The 19,986-nt window shown below is 58.0% G+C and carries 18 protein-coding genes, 1 tRNA gene and 1 pseudogene; 13 read left to right on the top strand and 7 right to left on the bottom strand.

Annotated features, from left to right (window positions below; all coding sequences use genetic code 11):
* Positions 1–5: 5 nt before the first annotated feature.
* Positions 6–1,724, top strand: coding sequence for a phenylalanine--tRNA ligase subunit beta (pheT, locus tag KJA79_RS04105; RefSeq protein ID WP_213040720.1), 1,719 nt, complete (start codon positions 6–8; stop codon positions 1,722–1,724).
* 51 nt (positions 1,725–1,775) lie between these two features.
* Here pheT and rplT read toward each other — a convergent pair whose 3' ends face one another.
* The 7 genes and pseudogenes from rplT to KJA79_RS23120 all read right to left on the bottom strand — a co-directional run.
* Positions 1,776–2,144, bottom strand: a complete 369-nt coding sequence (rplT, locus tag KJA79_RS04100; protein WP_213040719.1) for a 50S ribosomal protein L20 — start codon at positions 2,142–2,144, stop codon at positions 1,776–1,778.
* 43 nt (positions 2,145–2,187) lie between these two features.
* Positions 2,188–2,379, bottom strand: a complete 192-nt coding sequence (gene rpmI, locus KJA79_RS04095) for a 50S ribosomal protein L35 (RefSeq protein WP_213041362.1) — start codon at positions 2,377–2,379, stop codon at positions 2,188–2,190.
* A 39-nt stretch (positions 2,380–2,418) separates the two neighbouring features.
* On the bottom strand, positions 2,419–2,925 hold the full coding sequence (gene infC / locus KJA79_RS04090; protein WP_213041361.1) for a translation initiation factor IF-3: 507 nt from the start codon (positions 2,923–2,925) through the stop codon (positions 2,419–2,421).
* A 3-nt stretch (positions 2,926–2,928) separates the two neighbouring features.
* A complete protein-coding gene (gene thrS, locus KJA79_RS04085; protein WP_343224237.1) occupies positions 2,929–4,914 on the bottom strand; it encodes a threonine--tRNA ligase in 1,986 nt (661 codons plus the stop codon).
* Positions 4,915–4,973: 59 nt separating this feature from the next.
* Positions 4,974–5,048, bottom strand: a tRNA-Val gene (locus KJA79_RS04080).
* 134 nt (positions 5,049–5,182) lie between these two features.
* On the bottom strand, positions 5,183–5,455 hold the full coding sequence (locus KJA79_RS04075; protein WP_213040718.1) for an HU family DNA-binding protein: 273 nt from the start codon (positions 5,453–5,455) through the stop codon (positions 5,183–5,185).
* 104 nt (positions 5,456–5,559) lie between these two features.
* Positions 5,560–5,715 (bottom strand): annotated as a pseudogene (locus KJA79_RS23120) (helix-turn-helix domain-containing protein); the annotation flags it as partial.
* A 742-nt stretch (positions 5,716–6,457) separates the two neighbouring features.
* Here KJA79_RS23120 and KJA79_RS04065 point away from each other — a divergent pair.
* From KJA79_RS04065 to ruvB, 12 genes are all read left to right on the top strand, one after another.
* The gene (locus tag KJA79_RS04065) at positions 6,458–6,910 is read left to right on the top strand and encodes an RrF2 family transcriptional regulator (RefSeq protein ID WP_213040716.1); all 453 of its coding nucleotides are present in this window, start codon (positions 6,458–6,460) and stop codon (positions 6,908–6,910) included.
* Between the two features lie 51 nt (positions 6,911–6,961).
* Entirely contained in the window at positions 6,962–9,466 is a 2,505-nt protein-coding gene (locus tag KJA79_RS04060) for a sulfurtransferase TusA family protein (RefSeq protein WP_213040715.1), read from the top strand.
* A gap of 17 nt (positions 9,467–9,483) precedes the next feature.
* Positions 9,484–10,206 (top strand): phosphoadenylyl-sulfate reductase, encoded by a 723-nt coding sequence (locus KJA79_RS04055; protein WP_213041359.1) that lies wholly within the window; start codon positions 9,484–9,486, stop codon positions 10,204–10,206.
* Positions 10,207–10,247: 41 nt separating this feature from the next.
* Positions 10,248–11,306 carry an anthranilate phosphoribosyltransferase gene (locus tag KJA79_RS04050; protein ID WP_213040714.1) on the top strand — a complete coding sequence of 353 codons (1,059 nt, stop codon included), beginning with the start codon at positions 10,248–10,250 and terminating at the stop codon, positions 11,304–11,306.
* A gap of 13 nt (positions 11,307–11,319) precedes the next feature.
* Complete coding sequence (cysD, locus tag KJA79_RS04045) at positions 11,320–12,117, top strand: sulfate adenylyltransferase subunit CysD (protein ID WP_213040713.1); 798 nt, start codon at positions 11,320–11,322, stop codon at positions 12,115–12,117.
* A gap of 82 nt (positions 12,118–12,199) precedes the next feature.
* On the top strand, positions 12,200–14,047 hold the full coding sequence (locus KJA79_RS04040; RefSeq protein WP_213040712.1) for a GTP-binding protein: 1,848 nt from the start codon (positions 12,200–12,202) through the stop codon (positions 14,045–14,047).
* Positions 14,048–14,194: 147 nt separating this feature from the next.
* Positions 14,195–15,121 carry an Mrp/NBP35 family ATP-binding protein gene (locus KJA79_RS04035; protein ID WP_213040711.1) on the top strand — a complete coding sequence of 309 codons (927 nt, stop codon included), beginning with the start codon at positions 14,195–14,197 and terminating at the stop codon, positions 15,119–15,121.
* A 26-nt stretch (positions 15,122–15,147) separates the two neighbouring features.
* Positions 15,148–15,897: a PCP reductase family protein gene (locus KJA79_RS04030; protein WP_213040710.1), complete on the top strand. Its 750-nt coding sequence runs from the start codon at positions 15,148–15,150 to the stop codon at positions 15,895–15,897.
* A gap of 96 nt (positions 15,898–15,993) precedes the next feature.
* Positions 15,994–16,755, top strand: coding sequence for a hypothetical protein (locus KJA79_RS04025; protein ID WP_213040709.1), 762 nt, complete (start codon positions 15,994–15,996; stop codon positions 16,753–16,755).
* Between the two features lie 146 nt (positions 16,756–16,901).
* Positions 16,902–17,657, top strand: a complete 756-nt coding sequence (locus tag KJA79_RS04020; protein ID WP_213040708.1) for a YebC/PmpR family DNA-binding transcriptional regulator — start codon at positions 16,902–16,904, stop codon at positions 17,655–17,657.
* A gap of 81 nt (positions 17,658–17,738) precedes the next feature.
* Positions 17,739–18,347 carry a Holliday junction branch migration protein RuvA gene (ruvA, locus tag KJA79_RS04015; RefSeq protein ID WP_213040707.1) on the top strand — a complete coding sequence of 203 codons (609 nt, stop codon included), beginning with the start codon at positions 17,739–17,741 and terminating at the stop codon, positions 18,345–18,347.
* Between the two features lie 531 nt (positions 18,348–18,878).
* Complete coding sequence (gene ruvB / locus KJA79_RS04010) at positions 18,879–19,916, top strand: Holliday junction branch migration DNA helicase RuvB (RefSeq protein WP_213040706.1); 1,038 nt, start codon at positions 18,879–18,881, stop codon at positions 19,914–19,916.
* Positions 19,917–19,986 lie beyond the last annotated feature (70 nt).

Below are 19,986 nucleotides of genomic sequence, written 5' to 3'. Positions count from 1 at the left end.
ACATCATGCCTACCATCTCCGTACAACGAGACGATCTCGAAGCCCTCATCGCAGGACCGGACGGTACGCCTGTGCGCATTTCCCTTGATCAGCTGGAGCAGTCGCTCATGTTGGTGAAGGGGGAGTTGAAGGGACACAACGCCGAAACGGGCGAACTGCGGATCGAACTCCAAGACAGCAACCGTCCTGATTTGTGGTGTTGCGAGGGTATCGCCCGGCAGATCCGGATCAAGCAACAGGGCGCGTCTATTTCGTATCCCTTCTTCAAAAAGCAGAAACGTGCGGCGGGGAAACTGGTCGTCGCGCCGGGGTTGGATCGGATTCGTCCCTATGTGGCGGCGTGTACGGCGGTCGGATATCGGGTGACGGCTTCCGGGCTCACCCAGCTCATCCAGACGCAGGAAAAGTTGGCCGATATCTTTGGGCGCAAACGACGGACGGTCTCTATTGGCTTGTATCGGTTGGCTCCCATCGTCTTTCCCGTGTCGTATGATTTAGTGAAGCCTGACGAGGTGCGGTTCACGCCGTTGGGCATGGAAACGGTGATGACCCTGCGCGAAATCCTCATGGTCCACCCTAAGGGCGTAGAGTATGGCGGGATCCTCAGTGGCCATGACCGGCTTCCCGTGTTGCGCGATGCGAAGGGGCAGGTGCTCTCATTCCCACCGATCATCAACAGCCGGGAAATCGGCGAGGTGCAGGTCGGCGATCATGAATTATTCGTCGAAGTGACCGGAACCGATTTACAGATGGTGTCGCTGACGCTGAATATTTTTGCCGCCAACCTTGCCGATAGAGGGGCGGTGATCACTCCGGTGGAGATTCAATCGCCTGTGAAAACCGCTTTCGGACGGCGCTGGCACACGCCGGTGGATTTCGGTGCGCCGCGGTCGATTCCTCTCAAGGCCATTGAAACGGCTCTGGGGGAGGCATTGGGGGGGCGTGAGGTGGCGGCGGCGTTAAAATCCTATGGCTACACGGTGAAGTCCGCCGGACAGAAGGTGGGCGTGCAATTGCCCCCGTACCGGAACGATCTGTTGCACACGGTGGATGTGGTCGAGGATGTCGCGATCAGCCAGGGGTATGCCAGGTTTGCGCCGGTCATGCCGTCGCAGTTCACCGTCGGCGGACTGTCGCGGCTCGAGCACATGGCCGACCGCATTCGGCATCTCATGGTGGGCATGGAGTTTCAGGAGATCATTTCCAACATCATGGGGTCTCACCAGGATTTTTGCACCAAAATGCGGGTGGACGGCACCGAGTGGGCGAAGGTGGTGGAAGTAGACAATGTGATGTCTCTCAGTTATTCCTGCCTGCGTCAGTGGATCACCCCCTCGCTGTTGCAGGTGGAAACGAATTCGAGCCGTGCGTTTTATCCACATCGCATGTTCGAAGTCGGGGAGGTGGCGGTTCCGGATGTGAATGCTGACATCGGGTCACGCACGGTGACGAAGTTAGGGGCCGTGATTGCGCATGCCGACGCACACTTCTCTGAAATTCACTCGTGCCTGGATCTGCTGCTGTACTATCTGGATCGCCCATTTACCCTGGAACCTGTACCCCATCCTTCATTTCTTGAGGGGCGGGCCGGAGCCATCATTGCGGGCGGACGGGTGATCGGGCTGCTGGGGGAATTGCACCCGGAGGTTCTTGAGCAGTGGCAGATTGGCGTGCCGGCCGTCGCACTGGAGCTGGAGATCGACCGGCTACTCGATGAAGGATGACGGGGAAGTCGCTGATGAGGACCTCCCCGCCACGTGACTGATGCGCCTTGATTAGCTCGCGGCTGTCGCGAGCTGCTGTTTGGCTACCCCGACGAGTTTCTCGAATCCCGCCATATCCCGGATCGCCATATCGGAGAGGACCTTCCGATCCAATAGGATATTTGCCTTCTTCAGGGCATTCATGAACCGACTGTATGCGATGCCATGCATACGGGTCGCGGCACTGATGCGTGCAATCCACAACTGGCGGAAGTCGCGTTTCCGCTGCTTCCGTCCCGAATAGGCGTACGCCTGACCTTTATCGACGGACTCCGTTGCGCTTCGGAACAAGCGGCTCTTGGCACCATACTGGCCTTTCGCCAGTTTCAGGCGCTTCTTTCGCCGCTGTCGGGTTTTCGGACCACCTTTTGTACGAGGCATGGGGAACGACTCCTTTCAGATCCTGTTCACGGGACAATCATCGTTACTGCGGAAGTAATTTGTTCAATGCGGGAGTCGAGGCGGAAGAGACATCCGTGGCTCCCTTCAGGTTCCGCTTACGATCGCGCGGCTTGCCGGTCAACAAATGCCGACTGCCGGCCTTTCGGCGAACCAATTTGCCGGTTCCCGTGCGCTTGAACCGCTTCTTTGCGCCGCTGTGGGTTTTCATCTTCATCTTCATGCTCTCATTCCTTCCTTGTGTGCGTCGCGCACACTACTTGGGAGCCAGAATCATGATCAGGCTCCGCCCTTCCATCCTCGGCGCGAATTCGACGGTTCCCGCCTCCGAACATTGTTGAATGACGGTGGTCATCATGGTGCGGCCCATTTCCTGATTCGCCATTTCGCGACCGCGATATGTGAGTGTTACCTTCGTCTTGTTGCCGTCGGTCAGGAATTCTTTGATCTGGCGGATCTTGATCTCGAGATCATGCTTGTCCGTGCGGGGGCGCAGCTTGATCTCCTTCACTTGCGTAGACTTTTGATGCCGCCGACTTTGGTGATCTTTCTTGCTGAGCTCGAACTTGTACTTCCCATAGTCCATGATGCGGCAAACCGGCGGCTGGGAAGTCGGGGCCACCTCGACAAGGTCGTATCCCCCCTCCTGTGCCTTATTGTATGCCTCGACAGTCGGCAGTATGCCCAATTGCTCGCCGTCAGGACCGATGACTCGAACTTCCCGAATCCTGATTTCCCGGTTTACACGTAATTTAGGGACGATAGGTCACCTCGTTTGTGAGAGGGTTGCTGTGCCGCGTAATGTTTGATTCGTGTCCGTGCGAATGAGTTCCAGGAACTGTTCGATCGGCATGCTCCCATGGTTGGTGCCGCTCCGTCCCCGAACCGCCACCATGCCGCTTTGTACTTCTTTGTCTCCGACGACCAGCATGTAGGGAATCTTGAGCTTTTCCGCTTCGCGGATCTTGAAGCCGATCTTCTCGTTCCGGAGGTCCGCTTCGACCCTGAATCCGTGGCCCTTGAGGGTCGAGACGATCTTGGCTGCAAACTCCTGCTGATTGTCCGTGATCGTCAGTACCACCGCCTGCACTGGGGCCAGCCATGTCGGAAAGGCCCCGGCAAAGTGTTCGATCAAGATGCCGAAGAAGCGTTCGATGGAACCCATCAATGCCCGGTGGATCATGATCGGTTGATGGTGTTTGCCGTCCTCGCCGGTATAGGCGAGTTTGAACCGCTCAGGGTTATTGAAATCGACCTGCACGGTTGAACATTGCCAGGATCGGCCGAGGACATCCTTGATCTTAATGTCGATCTTGGGGCCATAGAACACGCCTTCGCCCGGATCTACTTGATAGGCCACGTGACGACTCTTGAGTGCGGCCTCAAGGGCGTTGGTGGCGATGGCCCAATTGTCATCCGATCCGACTGACTTCTCGGGGCGCGTGGAGAGATAAATTTCAAATTCATGAAAGCCGAAGGTGCCGAGCACGAAAAAGGTGAAGTCGAGCACCCGACTGACTTCAGCTTCGATTTGGTCAGGGCGACAGAACAAGTGAGCGTCATCCTGCGTGAAGCCTCGGACGCGCAGGAGTCCGTGCAGCACACCGGTCCGCTCGTAGCGGTAGACGGTACCTAATTCTCCGTATCGAATCGGCAGATCCCGATAGCTCCGCAAGTGAGACTTATAGATCATGATATGGAAGGGGCAATTCATTGGCTTGAGCTGATACTCGCTGCCCTCCAGCTTCATGGCGGCAAACATGTTCTCGCGGTAGTAATCGACGTGGCCGCTGGTCTTCCACAGATCCAGCCGGGCGACATGGGGCGAATAGACCAGGTCGTACCCGTCTTTGATGTGCTGTTCACGCCAGAAGTTTTCGATGAGCAACCGGATCAGCGCACCCTTGGGGTGCCAGAGCACCAAGCCGGGGCCGATTTCGTCTTGAATGGTGATCAGGTCGAGTTCCTTGCCGAGTTTTCGATGGTCACGACGCTTGATCTCCTCAAGTTTCGCGAGATGTGCATCGAGTTCCTTCTTCGTGGGAAAGGACGTTCCGTAGATACGTTGCAACATGGGGTTGCGTTCGTCCCCTCGCCAATAGGCGCCGCCGGTCGACAGCAGCTTGAAGGCGCCGACATGGCCGGTGGTCGGAAGGTGCGGACCGCGGCAGAGGTCGACGAATTCACCCTGACGATAGAGAGAGATGGGAGCCGCGTCATCGAAGCTGTTGATCAATTCAACTTTGTACTGTTCGCCTCGGTCCTGAAAAAACTGGATGGCGTCCTGTTTCGACAGTTCGCTGCGACTGACGGTCAGACCTCGCTTCGTGATTTCCACGGCGCGGGCTTCAATCTTCTCCAGATCTTCGGGGGTGAAGGGCCGGTCGAACGCGAAGTCGTAATAAAACCCGTCTTCGAGCGCGGGGCCGATCGTGAGTTGCGCCGTTGGAAACACTTCTTTCACGGCTTGGGCCATGATGTGGGTGCTGCTGTGGCGATAGACTTCGCGGCCTTCCGTCGACTCGAATGTCAGGAGTTCAACGGTGGCGTCTTGGTCCAATGGGTAGAACAAATCCACCGGCATCCCGTTGACCTTGGCTGCCAGGATCTTCTGGTCGAGGCGTTTCCCGTCCGGCGTGACTGCATCGCGGACAGTGCATCCTGCTGGTACTTGTTTTCGAGTTCCGTCAGGAAGGGTAATCTGAATGAACTGTGAGGCCACTCCGGTCAATCCCGCCAAAAAATACGACATCGTGCCGACCGCCCTGCTTCCGGCAGTCGGATCACAAACGTATCGCACACACAATAAAATGGTAGGCGCGGACGGTCTTGAACCGTCGACCTCTACCGTGTCAAGGTAGCGCTCTCCCCCTGAGCTACGCGCCTATCGAACGGCGATGCTAATACAGCCTTGCCAAAGGTGTCAAGGAAACGCATGGGGAAAACAGGCTTTTGTCCGTGGTGTTGTCACGGAACGGCTGTCTTTCCTGGTGTTCCTGGTTGCTTGAGCCGGCGGCGAGTTATTTGACCGCTGCCTTGAGCTCCTTGCCTGCCGAAAATTTCGGAATCCGGGCCGCAGGGATTTTGAGGGATTCGCCGGTTCGCGGGTTGCGGCCCATTCTGGCCTTCCGTTTGGAAATGGTAAAGGTGCCGAAATTGACCAATGTCACGCGCTTACCCTTCTTGAGCGACGTGGTGACGGCGCCGGTAAAGGCTTCGAGCGCCACTGTTGCCGCGACCTTGGTAATGCCCGCGCTGCTGGCCATTTTCGCGATCAATTCTTCCTTGGTCATTGCATGCCTCCATGAGTGGTTGGCAACCGGTAGATCTGATGTGATGAACGGACTGACGGGTTTGGGTTCCGAGTGAAGTGCTGATGGGCTGTGCCCGTACGAACCTAGCTTGCTCTGGCTCGTTTGACTGGAATATCCAGATCGAGAATTTTCTTTCTCAGCGTGTTGCGGTTCAGCCCGAGCAACTCTGCGGCTTGGATCTGGTTGCCCTTGGTTTCCCGTAGAGTCAGGAGAATCAATGGACGCTCCACTGCGGCGATCAACATCGGATGAAGATTTTTCCCCGAGCCATTCCGCATGCCTTTGACGAAATCTCCGACCTTGTGCTCCAGGTAGGTATCCAAGCACAAGGATTGGCCTTTTCCATTGGATAGAGGGACCTCTGCCTTCGGAGGCTTGGCGGCTTGCAGTGACGACGCGGCCTGTTTGAGTACGGTTCGAGATCCGACAATCAACAGTGTGTGTGCTGGATCGATGCCTGCTATGAGCTTGGCAACATCTGGAGAAGTGATTGTTTTAGACTCGACGATCACGGCGTCGTATCCACGTTTCGCGAAGTCTTTTGGCAGCGTCAACCCTTCTCGGCCGATCGTGATCGATGGCTCGCCGAACAGGTCTTTGTAGTGTGCCTGGACTTCGCCGTCCGCGCTGAAGAGCAGAATGTTGAATGTTGATGAACGCTGCGTCATGAACGGTACCGAGGAAGAAGAGGGCGGGATTATTGCGCAGGCCCCACATGATGTCAATCACGAAAAATGCGTGGAAATCATGAAGGGGACAGGCTGTGCGCATGCTGGCCTGGCGAGTTGAATTGCCTCTGTGCGGATGGTTGTTGAGGGGCGGTCTGCGTATTGCGCGAGGTTCGTTCAGTAGGGGCATCAAACGTCCTTTTGGAGAGTGAAGCACAAGGGAAATTGTTCGTGAGTCCGGCGCAGCCATGCTTGACAGAGCTGGCACGGGGCAGGTATAGAGATGTACGAATCCCTATCGGAATAGTCGCAAATGAAAGTGAGCCTTCGAGCTACCTACGGGATCATTGCCGCCGTAGACCTTGCGTTGCACGACGCCGAACAGCCGGTGTGTGCGAAGTCCATCGCCAAGCGTCAAGCGATCCCGGCTCGGTTCCTCGAACAGGTGCTGCATGCGATGAAGAAGGCTGGCGTGGTGACGAGTCAACGCGGGGCGCAAGGCGGGTATGTCTTGAGTCGCAAGCCGTCCGAGTTGTCCGTCGCGGACATTCTGGATGCGTTAGAAGGTCCCCTTCTTTCGGGAAACGGGGAGGCCGGTCCTAAAAGCACATCGGCGCGAGCCGCGAAGCAAGAGGCGCTGCTAGCGCACATGTGGGATCGTGTGAAACGGGCGGAACTGAGTGTCTTGTCGGAAGTCACGGTCGAGGAGTTGGCCATGCGACAACGAGCCCTCGATGCACAGCATACGTTGATGTATCACATCTGAACCATACAGAGTCATGCGTAGAGGCATGACCACCCAACAGACGAGGTCGTTATGACGAGTTCTCATACAGTGGCCCTCCGCCCGGCCGTCAAGACAGAGCCCATTCCTCCTCACATCGTGGAGGAGATCGAGACATTCGAAGCGGAAGCCCATCGCGTCCTTGCGGGGGATCTTTCGACCGACATCTTTAAGCCGTTCCGGCTGCAGTATGGCATTTATGGTCAGCGCCAGCCGGGCGTGCAGATGTTCCGAATCAAGATTCCGTTCGGCGGCCTGACGGCCAATCAGGTGCGGCGGGTTGCCGAATTGGCCGACCAGTTCGCCACCGGTGTGGGCCACGTGACCACGCGGCAGGATATCCAGCTGCATTTCGTGGAGCTCAAGCACGTGCCGGAGATGATGCGGTTGCTGGCCGCCGTGGGTTTGACGACGCGTGAGGCCTGCGCCAACACGGTCCGCAATGTCACCGCCTGTCACTTGGCGGGCGTGTGTCAGGGGGAGGTGTTCGACGTCACGCCGTATGCGAAGACGGTGGCCTACCACCTGCTGCGCAATCCGCTGAATCAGAGCCTGCCGAGGAAGTTCAAGATCGCCCTCTCCGGCTGCCGTCAGGATTGCGCACTCACGCCCATTCACGATATCGGCCTGCTCGCGGCCAAGCGGGCGGACGGGACCATCGGATTTCGAATGGTCGCCGGTGGGGGGTTAGGCTCGACACCGCGGATGGCGCAGGTCCTCAGAGAATTTACGCCGATGGAGGAATTGCTGCCGAGCATCGAGGCGGTCATCAAGGTGTTTGACACCCTGGGCAACAGGAAAAATCGCAACAAAGCCCGGATGAAGTTCGTGATCGAGAAACTCGGCTTCGATGAGTTCAAACGTCGGTGGGAAGCGGCCTACGCGGCCATGGGGTACGCGGTGCCGACCCACGAGCCGATCACGTTATTAGAATACGCCGACGCCCCGCCATTGATCATGCCGACCAAGGCGTCTGTCGCGTCCGGCGGGAACGGCAATGGGAATGGCAACGGGAACGGACATGCCTCTGCAGGAGGCTCGTTCAGTGGGCAGGAGACCGCCTTCCAGGCTTGGAAGCGGACCAATGTGGTACCGCAACGTCAGGCCGGGTTCGCGACCGCAGCCATCAAGCTGCCTATGGGTGATCTCACGGCCGCCCAGATGTGGGTGGTGGCTGATTTGGCTGAGCGGTACTCCAATGGAAACATCCGCACCACCATTAATCAGAACATGGTGATCCGCTGGATTCCTGAATCCCGCTTGGAAGCCTTTCATGACGAGCTCGTGGCCCATAGTCTCGGTGATCCTGGTGCCGAACTGGTCGAAGACATCATTGCCTGTCCCGGAACCGATACGTGCGGATTGGGTATCACATCGTCAAAGGGGATGGCCCGTGCGTTGGCCGAAGTGTTTCCCGCCGGCCAAGTGCCTGAGGACCTCCGGGATGTGAGCGTCAAGATCAGCGGTTGTCACAATTCGTGCGCCCAGCACCATATCGCCACCATTGGGCTGCACGGCGTCGGCAAACGTCTTGGTGAGCATACGGCGCCGCATTACGAGTTGCACCTTGGCGGACATGTGGATGGCACACCGAAAATCGGACAGTTGGCCGTCAAGTTGCCGGCGAAAAGCGTCCCGGCCGCCGTCCGTCATCTGGTAGACGTGTATCGACGCGATCGCACGACCGGCGAGAGTCTGCAGTCGTTTATCGGCCGGGTAGGGAAACATGTCCTCAAGGACGAACTGATCCCCTATACGTTTGTGCCGCCCTATGAGCAGGATCCGACCTATTACTACGATTGGGAAGGTGAAGCGGAATTTGTGCTGGAGGATCTGGGGCCCGGCGAGTGCGCGGGTGGTGCCCTGGAGATGATCGATGACCGCATGTTGGAAGCGGATCAGGAACTGTATCAGGCCAAACTGCTGGTCGAGAAACATCAATATGCCCTGTCGGTGAATAAATCGTATCGAGCCGTGTTGGCTGCGGCCAAGGGGCTCTTGGTGACCGAGGGGCTGGATCCGGCAACCGACGCGGACACGTTCCAGGAGTTCGACCAGCGCCTGGCGAGCAAGGGCATTGTGCCGACCAGTTACGCTAATCTCGGCGCACAGGTCGGCGATCTCGGATCAAAGGACGCGACCGCCGAGGAGGCCACGGAGAAAATGGCTTTTGCCAAACGGTTTCTTGCGGTCTGCCGGGCGGCCACGGAACAGATGGGAAAGGATCTCAAATTGGCCCAAGTCAAAGAAGAGGTGTTGCCGACCCCGACTCCGAGTGCGGCGCCGGCCGCGTCGGTTTCAACAGCGCCGGTGTACGACTTGCGCGGCGTTGCCTGCCCGATGAACTATGTGAAGACCAAACTCAAGCTCGAGATGATGGACAATGGCGAGCGCCTCGAAGTGTGGCTCGACGCCGGAGAGCCGATCCGGAATGTTCCGATGAGTTTGCGGAACGACGGGCACAAGATTCTCGAAGAGGGACCGTTGGAGCCTGAGGCGACCCATTTCAAAATTCTAGTGGAAAAGGTCGAGGAGTAGGAAACATCGTGGCAGAATTGAAGACCGGTCAATCCGTGGTCAATCGTCCGGCGGATGACGAGCTGAAATCGCTGAGCGATTCCTTCGAGGCCAAGCAACCGTGGGAGGTGCTGGAATACGCATTGAAGGTGTACCGGCAACGGATTGTGCTGGCCTGTAGCTTCGGGGCAGAGGATGTCGCGCTCGTGGATATGGTGCATCGAATCGATCCCGAAACGCCGTTGTTTTACCTCGATACCGACTTTTTGTTCCCCGAAACGCTCGAGGTGCGCGATCGCATTATTGCGCGGTACGGATTGAAGCCCGCCCAGGTCATTCAGATGAAGCCTCTGTTGACGCCCGAGCAGCAGGGGGCGCAGCATGGCGACGCGCTTTGGGCGAGCAAGCCCGATCAATGCTGCGAAATCAGAAAGATAGAACCGCTGACCCGCGTCTTGGCGCAATACGGCGCGTGGATCACCGGCATCAGGAGAGATCAAGCTCCGACGCGGGCCAATGCCGGATTGATCGAGTGGGATAAGAAATTCAACTTAATCAAGATCAATCCGCTGGCCCGCTGGACCAGCGAGCAAGTCTGGATGTACCTCCAGCTCCACGAAGTCCCGTACAACAGGCTCCACGACCGTAACTACCCCAGCATCGGCTGCACCCATTGCACCGCGCCTGTCCTTCCGGGCGACGATCCGCGTTCTGGCCGGTGGAAGAATTTCGGCAAGACCGAATGCGGGCTGCACAAATAACATCATCGTCACCCTGACATTGAGAAGGTTACCAACGATCCATGCAACATCTGCTCGCCAAAGTCGCCAAGGGCCCAAAAACGTCCAAAGATCTCACCTGGGAAGAAGCCAAGCAGGCCATGCGGTTGATGATCGAAGGGACGGCCACACCGGCGCAGGTCGGGGCGTTCCTCACGGCCATGCGCTTCAAGTCGGAATCTGTGACGGAGCTGGCGGCGTTCACGGCCACCGCGCGGCAATATGTGCCGCCCGTGCCGGTCCGTGCCGGACTTGGAGTCGTCGATGTTCCTGTCTATGCGGGTAAGCGGGAGACGTTCCACGCCATCGTACCTGCTGCCATCGTCGCGGCCGCAGCGGGAGCGGTGTTGTTGCTCCATGGTGTGGACGGTCCTCCCGACCGACAGGGTGTCTCGTCGGTGCTGAAGCTGTTGGGAATTCCGGTTGATCTCACCGCCAAGCTTGTCGGGCCGGAATTGGAACGAACCGGCGTCGCGTACCTGGATCTGGCGCTCTATCACCCGCCGGTCAGCCGGTTCCTTGAGATGCGACAGGAATTGGGTGTGCGCAATTTCTTCCATCCGGTGGCGAGGATGCTCAATCCCGCTCGCGCCGCTTCGCAGGTAATCGGCCTATCGCATCCGCCCTATTTCGAAAAGACGGTCGAAGCCTTGCGCATGCTGAGCTGTCCGCGCGCGCTGGTGATCCGCGGGGTCGAGGGCGATCCGGAACTGTCGATCGGGAATACGACGCGTCTGTTGGAGCTCAAGGGCGAGCGCATTACGCCATTCATCTTCCAGCCCAAGGATGCGGGGCTGACTATGGCCACGTTCAGGGAAATGGCAGGGTTTCCTGCCGAGCAACGGGAGCGTGAAGCAGATCTGATCAAGCGATTGATGGCTAATGAGATACAGGGCGGACAACGCGACTGGGTGTTGCTCAATGCGGCTATGCTGTTGTACGCGGCGGGCAAGGGGACATCGATTGCGGGAAATCTGGCCACCGCTCGGCACGCGCTCGAGTCCGGGCAGGCCAAGGCGAAGCTGGCGGCGCTCAGTGTCGGCGCCGGAACCGCGCCGAAGGTCGGCATGTCGGCACAATAAGAAGAGTGGAACCATGAAGCACTTACGTCAACTTGAAGACCAAAGCGTCTATATCCTTCGCGAAGCCTATAAACATTTCAATCACCTCGCCATGCTCTGGTCGATGGGGAAGGATTCAACGGTGCTGCTGTGGCTGGCTCGCAAGGCCTTCTTCGGACACGTGCCGTTTCCCCTCTTGCACGTGGACACGAGCTATAAAATTCCGGCCATGATTGAATATCGTGACCGGATTGCCCGTGAATGGCGGCTGAATCTCGTGGTGGGCCAAAACAAAGAGGCGCTGGCCGCCGGGATGAACCATACGCTGGGTCGCGACGTCTGCTGTACGGCGTTGAAGACCACGGCGATGAAGAATCTGGTCGAGGAAAAAGGCTATACCGGCATCATCCTCGGTGTTCGTGCGGATGAAGACAGTACCAGGGCCAAGGAGCGGTACTTTTCGCCCCGCGACAAACACGGTGATTGGGATTTTCGCGATCAGCCGCCGGAATTGTGGGATCAGTTCAAGACGACCTTCCCGCCGGGGACACACATTCGCATCCACCCACTTCTCGATTGGACCGAGATCAACATCTGGGAATACATCAAACACGAGAACATTCCCTTCATGGATCTCTATCTCGACAGGGGAGATGGCACACGGTATCGCAGCCTGGGCTGCGCTCCCTGCACCACCCCCATCAAGTCGACGGCAAAGACGGTGGACGAGATTATTGTCGAGCTGCGCAAGAGCACTGTGGCCGAGCGGGCCGGTCGTGCGCAGGATGCAGGGCGAGGCATGGAGATGCTTCGTAAAAAGGGCTACATGTGAGGCCGGCGCGAGCCTGCCTCTTTGCCGGCACGTATTGGTGAGGACCATCCAGCAACCGAAGTTTTCTTGAACGAGAAACGCTATGACACAGCATGATCAAGGTAAGCCGCAGGAGAGTCTGAACATCGTCATCGTGGGGCATGTGGACCACGGGAAATCCACGTTAGTGGGCCGTCTCTATGCCGATACCGGCTCGTTGCCGGAAGGCAAGCTGGAAAAGGTGCAGGCCATCTGCCGCCAGCAGGGCAAGGAATTCGAATATGCATTCCTGTTCGATGCCTTCTTGGAAGAGCAAGAGCAGGGCATTACGATCGATACCGCGCGCACGTTTTTCATTTGGAACGAACGGCAGTACATCATCATTGATGCCCCGGGGCATAAAGAGTTCCTGAAAAACATGATCTCCGGCGCTGCTCGTGCCGAGGCGGCGCTGTTGTTGATCGATGCCGTGGAGGGTGTGCGCGAACAGTCCAAGAAACACGGATATCTGCTGTCCCTGTTGGGGGTGACGCAGTTTGCGGTCGTCGTCAACAAAATGGATCTGGTGGGGTATCGTCAGGATGTGTTTGACGGAATCGAAAAGGAATATCGGGAGTTTCTCGGGCAGTTTCGGGCCGTGCCGCAACAGATGATCCCCGTCAGCGCCAAGATGGGTGACAACATTGCGGTGCGCAGCCGCCACATGAATTGGTATCAAGGTCCCACGGTGTTGGATACCCTCGCGCTCTTCAAAAAAGAGCAAGTGCGTTCCGAGCAGCCCCTCCGGTTTCCCCTGCAGGATGTGTACAAGTTCGATGCACGACGGATTTTAGCGGGACGTATTACTGCAGGCCGTCTGAAGGTCGGCGATCATCTGGTCTTTTCCCCGTCCAACAAAACGGCGATTGTGCAATCGATCGAGGGATTCAATGTCGATCCGCCGACGAGTGAGGCCCAAGCCGGACAGTCGGTCGGGATTACCCTCGACGAGCAAATTTTCGTGGAGCGCGGAGAGATCGCGTCGCACCGGGATTCGGTTCCCCTGGTGTCGACGGCTATCCGAGTGAATTTGTTCTGGATGGGGAGGCGCCCGCTGGAAAAAGGACGGAAGTACACACTGCGGCTGGCCACGCGAGAGGTCGCCTGTGAGGTGGCGACGATACACCGTATTATTGATACGGCTGATCTGGCCCAACTTCAGGAAAGCCAGTCGGTCGCCAAAAACCAGGTGGCCGAGTTAACGTTGCGCGTCAAGTCGCCGATTGCGTTCGACCTCTCGTCTTCCTTCGAAGCGACGGGTCGCTTCGTGCTGGTTGATGAATATGACATTTCCGGTGGCGGGATCATCACCGAACTGGTGCATGATGAACAGGAGGGGCTGCGTGAAGAAGCTCGGCAGCGGGAATATGCCTGGCTTACGGGTGACGTCCGTTCCGAAGACCGCGCCTTGCAGTATGGGCATCGGGCCGCCATTGTGCTTTTTACCGGATCAGCCCAGACCGGCAAGACCTTCCTCGCGCGGCGGGTCGAGGCCTTGCTGGTTGCCGACAGCCGGCACGCCTATCTGTTGGAGGGCGAGAACCTTTTGCAGGGACTCGATGCAGATTTGTCGGCCGCCGATCCCTCGTTCGCCTCGGAGCGGGTGCGTCGGTACGGCGAGGTGGCCAGGCTGCTGATCGATACGGGGCTCATTGTGGTGTCCACGAGCAAAACGTTCGGCATCAATTATCAACGCATGGCAGAGATGATACGAACCCTGGTCCAGCCGGCGCCAGTGATTGCGGTGCATATGAGTCGAGCCGGGGAGGAGCCGCCGCCGAATACGGATCTGCATTTTGCGGGGCCGCAGGACTTTGATGCGGCCGCCCGCCAAATTATTGAGGAGCTCAAGCGGCGGGGCGTGTTGATCCAACCCTCCGGCACCAGGTCCACCATTCAATATTCCATCTGAGGGTAGGGCGCCACACTCGGTCGGTTGGTTTCGGTGACCGTCACGGGATCAGCGCACGATCCACGGACGCGTGGCCGTCCCAGGGCTGTTTGACTCCATTCAAATCCCTGTGGTAGCGTCCTTCATCAACAATTTCGAGGGCTTTTCATGACCATGGCTGCCGGAAAGGATCTCAAGTCGATCCTGACAAAACTGCAGTATTCCGACGACGCGAAAGTCGTGCAACAGATTACCGCGCAGATGAAGCAGGTGCAGGCTCGTATGGCCGGCATCAAGCGGAAGCTTGTGGTGATGAGCGGGAAGGGTGGCGTCGGGAAGAGCATGACCACCGTGAATCTCGCGTTGGCATTCGCACGCCAGGGAGTCAAGGTTGGATTGCTCGATGTGGATTTGAACGGTCCCTGTGTTCCGCGGATGATGGGTTTGCATGGCCAGTCGTTGACCATGACCCCCGATGGAGCATTGCCGCCGGTCGGACCGCTCGGGATCAAAGTCGCCTCGATGGATTTTTTCCTCGGCGATGCGTCACCGGTCCGGTGGAAGGGCCCGATGGATCTGAGCCCCGTGTGGCTGGGATTGATGGAAATGAACGTGATCCGGGAGTTCCTCGCCGATGTGGCGTGGGGCGAGCTGGATTATCTTCTCGCCGACTTGCCTCCAGGAGCGGCCGCGGATAAACCGCCTGTCATTGCGGGGTTCATCCCGGATCTGGCTGGGGCAATCGTCGTGACGACACCGTCGGAGGTGGCGTCTGATGTCGTGCAGAAATCAGTGACCTACGCCAGGGACATGGGCATCCGGGTGTTAGGCATTGTGGAAAATATGAGCGAGTATCGGTGCCCGTCCTGTGGCGCTGAGAATGAACTGTTCGAGGGGAATACCGAGGCGATGTGCGAGGTGTTGGACTTGCCGTTGTTGGGTCGTATTCCCTTCGATCGTACCCTCGCCAAGACGTTCGATAAGGGGCAACCGCTTCTCGATCCTGACTATCCGACCATTCGGAAGTATCAGGACATTGTCGGGCGGATTCAAGCGTTATTGGATTATAAAAAAGTCCTGGCGGAAAAGCTGTAAGCACACCGACCTGGAAGGGGGATCCTATGAAGTTCGTTTGCCTGAACTGCGAGACCTACATGACGTTTCAGAAGGTCGAAAAACCCGGTGAGGGCTCACTCGGTGTGTTCTTCGGCTGTCCATCGTGCGACGCAAAGTTTTCCATGGTAACCAACCCCGGTGAGACGCAGATGGTCGCGTCCCTCGGCGTGAAGCTTGGAGGCCGAACAGAGACGGCGGAGCCATTCGAGATGACCCGTGGAACCCTGAAGGATGAAGCACAGGCCGGCGCAGGGCAGATGGCGGCATATCTCAACGAGAAGATCCAGGGTGGTCAACCGGCGACGGCAAAACCTGCCGCTCCGGCAGCCAGCGGAGAAAAAACCAGCGGGGGATGTCCGTTCTCGGCGATGGTCGCGGAGATGGGGCTGACCTCCGGTGGGAAGCCTCAGAACGGCACTGGCGCCAGTGAATTTACCTGGACCCCGGATGCCAAAGAAAAACTGGAGCGCCTCCCGTCGTTCGTGAAGCCAATGGTGCAAAGCAGCGTCGAGGCCTATGCGCGTAAACACGGATATAAGTCGATTACGCTGCAAGTCATGGATGATTCCAAGAACGATTCGCCCAACGGAATTGCCTGGACGAAAGATGCCGAGCAGCGTATGGATAACATCCCTGACTTCATCCGTCCGATGGCCAGACGAGAAATCGAACGGATTGCCAAGGAGCGGGGCTTGGCCGAGATCACCGCGCAAGTGATGGACGAGGCCAAGGAAAAGTTTATGAAATTTATGTAGTGGGCGTGCATGCCTGAGCCGAGTTCTTGGCCCATCCGGCTTGCCGGATGGGCCGTTCGATGCCTGCCGAAGGGTTTTCTCTCACCCATACAGTGCTTGAGCGCTCTGACGTCAGTGGTCCCGCTGCTGGCGCTGCTGTGTCTGTTGCTCTCCGTCGTGGCCGCCTCTCATTCCATGGCCCAGTCTGCCGATCATGGCCAGACCCATGCGCTCGGCGGGCAGGCGCACCACCATGGTCATCCTTCCGCCGGGGAGGATCAATGGGAAGGATCTCGCCAAGGCGTTGCCTATTCCGAGTTTAATCACCATCTGGCTGGGGTCTTTCTGTTGTTGATCGGCCTTGGTGAAGTGCGACAGGCGCTCGGCTGGACGTCCTTGGCCTGGACACGAGTCTTGCTACCCGGTGCGTTGATCGTTGCGGGGATCTTTCTCCTCATCTGGAGCGATCACGACGCATGGCCCGTCGGGTCGATGACGTTTGTTCAAACATTTGGCGGACTTGATCCGGAAGTGCTCCAGCACAAAGTTTACGGGATCCTCGCGCTGGCTGTCGGCTCAGTGGAATGTTTGCGGCGTGTCGGCTGGTCTGATCATGCTGTGTGGGCGGCGCCCCTGCCGCTGTTCGCCATTGTGGGGGGGCTGATGTTGTTCGGGCACTCGCATGGGGAGCACCCGGCCGCTCAGAAAATCGCGCTGCACCATGTCATGATGGGGACCATGGCAATTACTGCCGGATCGTCAAAGTTGATCTCCGGCTGGCGATCCCGACAACTCATCGCAGAGCGATCCTACTGGGAACTGTTGTGGGCCTGCCTCGTCGTCGCCATCGGGTTGCAGCTGTTGATCTACTCTGAATAGAGACGTGCGGCGGATCGAGCCGAGTAGGGCATGCTGCGTTGACACCCCTGTTAAGACTATGTTAGCTGTACATTTTTCAATTCTGTTGTGCATGGACACAGGGATCTGCGGACACGTCCGATTCACCTGGGTCAAGAGGAGTCGCCATGGGTGGCCATAGCCATTGGGCAACAATCAAGCGGCATAAGTCGGCAGTGGATGCCAAGCGGGGCAAAATTTTCACCCGTATTATCCGTGAATTGACCATCGCGGCGCGGTCGGGCGGTGATCCCGATGGCAATCCGCGGTTGCGGCTGGCCATTGCCAAGGCCAAAGAAGCCAACATGCCCGGCGATACCATGAAGAAGGCCATTCAGCGCGGCACCGGGGAACTTCCCGGCGTCACGTATGAGGAGTTCACCCTGGAAGGATACGGTCCCGGGGGGACAGCAGTGCTGATGGAAATTACTTCGGACAACCGAAATCGCACGGTTGCGGAGATTCGAAGTTTGTTGACCAAGAACGGCGGCAATATGGCGGAGGCGGGTGCCGTCTCTTGGCAGTTCCACAAAAAAGGTGTCTTGGTCGTCGAAAAAGGCAAAGTCGAAGAAGATGCGCTTCTCACCATCGCGTTGGAAGCGGGTGCAGAAGATGTGAAGGTCGGGGACAAGGCCTTTGAAGTGTTGACCAGCCCGCAAGATTTCGAAGCCGTGAAAAAGGCTCTTGCCGACGCGAAGATTGAGTATACGCTTGCCGAACTGAACTTCATTCCTCAGAATACGATTGCCTTGGAGGAGAAAGCGGCGGAGCAGATGTTGAAGCTGATGGAAATTCTGGACGAGCACGATGACGTCCAAAAGGTGCATGCCAACTTCGACATTTCCGATGAAGTGATGGAGAAGGTGGCCGCTGCCACCGCGTAATTCGCGGGTTCCGACGTCCAGCATGGATGCGACTGCAGTCCGTTCACCAGGCACTTCGCACCGCACCAGACAGCGACCCACATGATCGCCTTACTGACAGGCCACTTGGCCTTCAAGGCGCCTTCGCATCTGACGCTCGATGTTCACGGCGTCGGCTACGAAGTCCTGATTCCCCTCAGTACCTACTATTCTCTGCCTAATCAGCATGAGTCCGTCACGCTCAGCATCCACACCCATGTGCGAGAGGATGCGATTCAGCTCTATGGGTTTCTCACGGGAGCTGAGAAAGAGGCCTTTCTGCTTCTGACCGGCATTTCCGGCATCGGACCGAAGTTGGGGTTGAGCGTCCTGTCGACGCTGTCCGTCAAGGACCTGTTCTCGGCCATTCAAGCCGGTGATACCGAAAAGCTTGGAACGGTGCCGGGGATCGGCAAAAAATCAGCCGCCAGGATTGCATTGGAGCTCAAGGACAAGGTGGCGAAGCTCCATCCGGTGTGTACATCGGACGACAGCGGAAACGGACAACCGGTAAGTCCTCTGTATGATGATGCCCTGTCGGCTCTCGTGAATCTCGGGTATCGGCAGCCGGATGTGAAAGAGGCGCTGAAGCGGGTCGAAAAGTCCGGCGCGATGGCGCAGGGCCTAGAGCAGGTGATTCGAGAGGCACTGAAAGACCTTGCCAAGGGGTGACGCATGATGACAGGCGGCGTACAATCAACATCGCGGCAATGGGGCATCAGGGTGGCGTTTGCTTTGGTGCTGCTGTCTGCCGGCCTATCAGAATCAGCCGCTGTGGCTGACGGTCAGAATGAGGCCAAGAGCATTCGCAAGATGTGCGGGACATGTCCAGAAGGGTATGCCACTACTGCGCGCACCACGGCTCCCGAAGTTTGCAAAGACGGTGATCCCATGTTGGTCCAGTGCGTACCGCTGGGAGCGAACATGCTTGCGGTGTGTGGATCTTGTCCGGAAGGGTATGCGGAGGTTGGACGGTCGAATGTGCCATCCAGGTGCGGATCCATCGACGGGGGACTCGTATCGCAGTGTCAGTCGCAGCAGATGGGATCGAGCTTGCCCGACCCGACTCAAGGCGGCGTTCGCTGTCCGCCGGATTGCGGGAGCACAGCTGCGCCCGGCCAGGGTGCCTCTCCGCCGCCACCCAAATTCAGACCGTCACCGGAGCCCCGGTAGCCGAACCATCCGCTGGAGCCACATTGTCCAATGACCGAGCGCACGGTGAGCAGCCAACTGACCGACGATGAACGTGGCCTCGAAACGGCACTGCGCCCGCAGAGTCTGCAAGAGTACGTCGGCCAGCCACGGATGAAAGAGTCTCTGGAGATTTGTATCGAAGCCGCCAAACGACGGGGAGAGGCGTTGGATCATGCCATTTTTTACGGCCCGCCCGGCTTGGGCAAGACGACGATCGCGCATATCATCGCCCGTGAGATGGGGTCGGCCATTCGCTCGACCTCCGGCTTGGTGCTGAGTCATGCCGGCGACCTTGCGGCGATCTTGACCAATTTGCAGGAACGGGACGTACTGTTTATCGATGAAATTCACCGCTTGCCGGCTTCGGTGGAGGAAGCTCTCTATCCGGCAATGGAAGACTATCAATTGGATTTGGTCATCGGTCAGGGTGCTTCAACCAGGACCGTGAAGCTGGAGCTGCCTCGGTTTACCCTGGTCGGCGCCACCACGAGGGCTGGGGCATTGACCTCACCGCTCAGGGATCGCTTCGGATTGGTTCACCGCCTGGAGTTTTATACCCCCCGGGAGTTGACCGCCATTGTCACCCGCTCAGCCGGATTGCTCCATATCCCCATCGACGAGGCCGGTGCGGCGGAGATTGCCCGTCGGGCTCGCGGCACGCCACGCATCGTGAACAGACTGATCAAGCGCATTCGAGATTATGCGGAGATCAAAGCGCAGGGGCGGATCACCAGGTCAGTGGCGCAGGAGGCCCTGGTGTGGTTGGCGGTCGATACGGCTGGGCTGGATGAGATGGATCGACGTATCGTGCTCACGGTCATCGAGAAATTCAATGGCGGGCCGGTCGGGGTCGACTCCCTGGCGGCTGCTGTGCAGGAGGACAAGGGCACACTCGAGGACGTCTACGAGCCCTATCTGATCCAGGCAGGTTTCCTGGAACGGACCGGCCGCGGTCGACAAGCGACTAGGCTCGCATTCGATCACTTCAAAAAACAGAAAGATCTGCTCTCCTTCTCCGGTGGAACGGAGTCCGTCACAACCCCTTGAATCCGCACACCTATCCTTGCAATGCCCTTACAGGCTCCTGTAGGATACTCACTTGCCTAGACGCATGTCT

It is taken from the genome of Nitrospira defluvii (genome assembly GCF_905220995.1).
In the GTDB taxonomy this organism is placed as follows: Bacteria; Nitrospirota; Nitrospiria; order Nitrospirales; family Nitrospiraceae; genus Nitrospira_A; species Nitrospira_A defluvii_C.
This window is presented reverse-complemented; position numbering and strand designations above follow the sequence as displayed.

What these genes read in the sequence shown, in the direction of transcription:
- pheT (WP_213040720.1), top strand. Translation starts at nt 6, where the DNA reads ATGCCTACCATCTCCGTACAACGAGACGATCTCGAAGCCCTCATCGCA.
- rplT (WP_213040719.1), bottom strand. Translation starts at nt 2,144, where the DNA reads ATGCCTCGTACAAAAGGTGGTCCGAAAACCCGACAGCGGCGAAAGAAG.
- rpmI (WP_213041362.1), bottom strand. Translation starts at nt 2,379, where the DNA reads ATGAAGATGAAAACCCACAGCGGCGCAAAGAAGCGGTTCAAGCGCACG.
- thrS (WP_343224237.1), bottom strand. Translation starts at nt 4,914, where the DNA reads ATGTCGTATTTTTTGGCGGGATTGACCGGAGTGGCCTCACAGTTCATT.
- KJA79_RS04075 (WP_213040718.1), bottom strand. Translation starts at nt 5,455, where the DNA reads ATGACCAAGGAAGAATTGATCGCGAAAATGGCCAGCAGCGCGGGCATT.
- KJA79_RS04065 (WP_213040716.1), top strand. Translation starts at nt 6,458, where the DNA reads ATGAAAGTGAGCCTTCGAGCTACCTACGGGATCATTGCCGCCGTAGAC.
- KJA79_RS04060 (WP_213040715.1), top strand. Translation starts at nt 6,962, where the DNA reads ATGACGAGTTCTCATACAGTGGCCCTCCGCCCGGCCGTCAAGACAGAG.
- KJA79_RS04050 (WP_213040714.1), top strand. Translation starts at nt 10,248, where the DNA reads ATGCAACATCTGCTCGCCAAAGTCGCCAAGGGCCCAAAAACGTCCAAA.
- cysD (WP_213040713.1), top strand. Translation starts at nt 11,320, where the DNA reads ATGAAGCACTTACGTCAACTTGAAGACCAAAGCGTCTATATCCTTCGC.
- KJA79_RS04040 (WP_213040712.1), top strand. Translation starts at nt 12,200, where the DNA reads ATGACACAGCATGATCAAGGTAAGCCGCAGGAGAGTCTGAACATCGTC.
- KJA79_RS04035 (WP_213040711.1), top strand. Translation starts at nt 14,195, where the DNA reads ATGACCATGGCTGCCGGAAAGGATCTCAAGTCGATCCTGACAAAACTG.
- KJA79_RS04030 (WP_213040710.1), top strand. Translation starts at nt 15,148, where the DNA reads ATGAAGTTCGTTTGCCTGAACTGCGAGACCTACATGACGTTTCAGAAG.
- KJA79_RS04020 (WP_213040708.1), top strand. Translation starts at nt 16,902, where the DNA reads ATGGGTGGCCATAGCCATTGGGCAACAATCAAGCGGCATAAGTCGGCA.
- ruvA (WP_213040707.1), top strand. Translation starts at nt 17,739, where the DNA reads ATGATCGCCTTACTGACAGGCCACTTGGCCTTCAAGGCGCCTTCGCAT.
- ruvB (WP_213040706.1), top strand. Translation starts at nt 18,879, where the DNA reads ATGACCGAGCGCACGGTGAGCAGCCAACTGACCGACGATGAACGTGGC.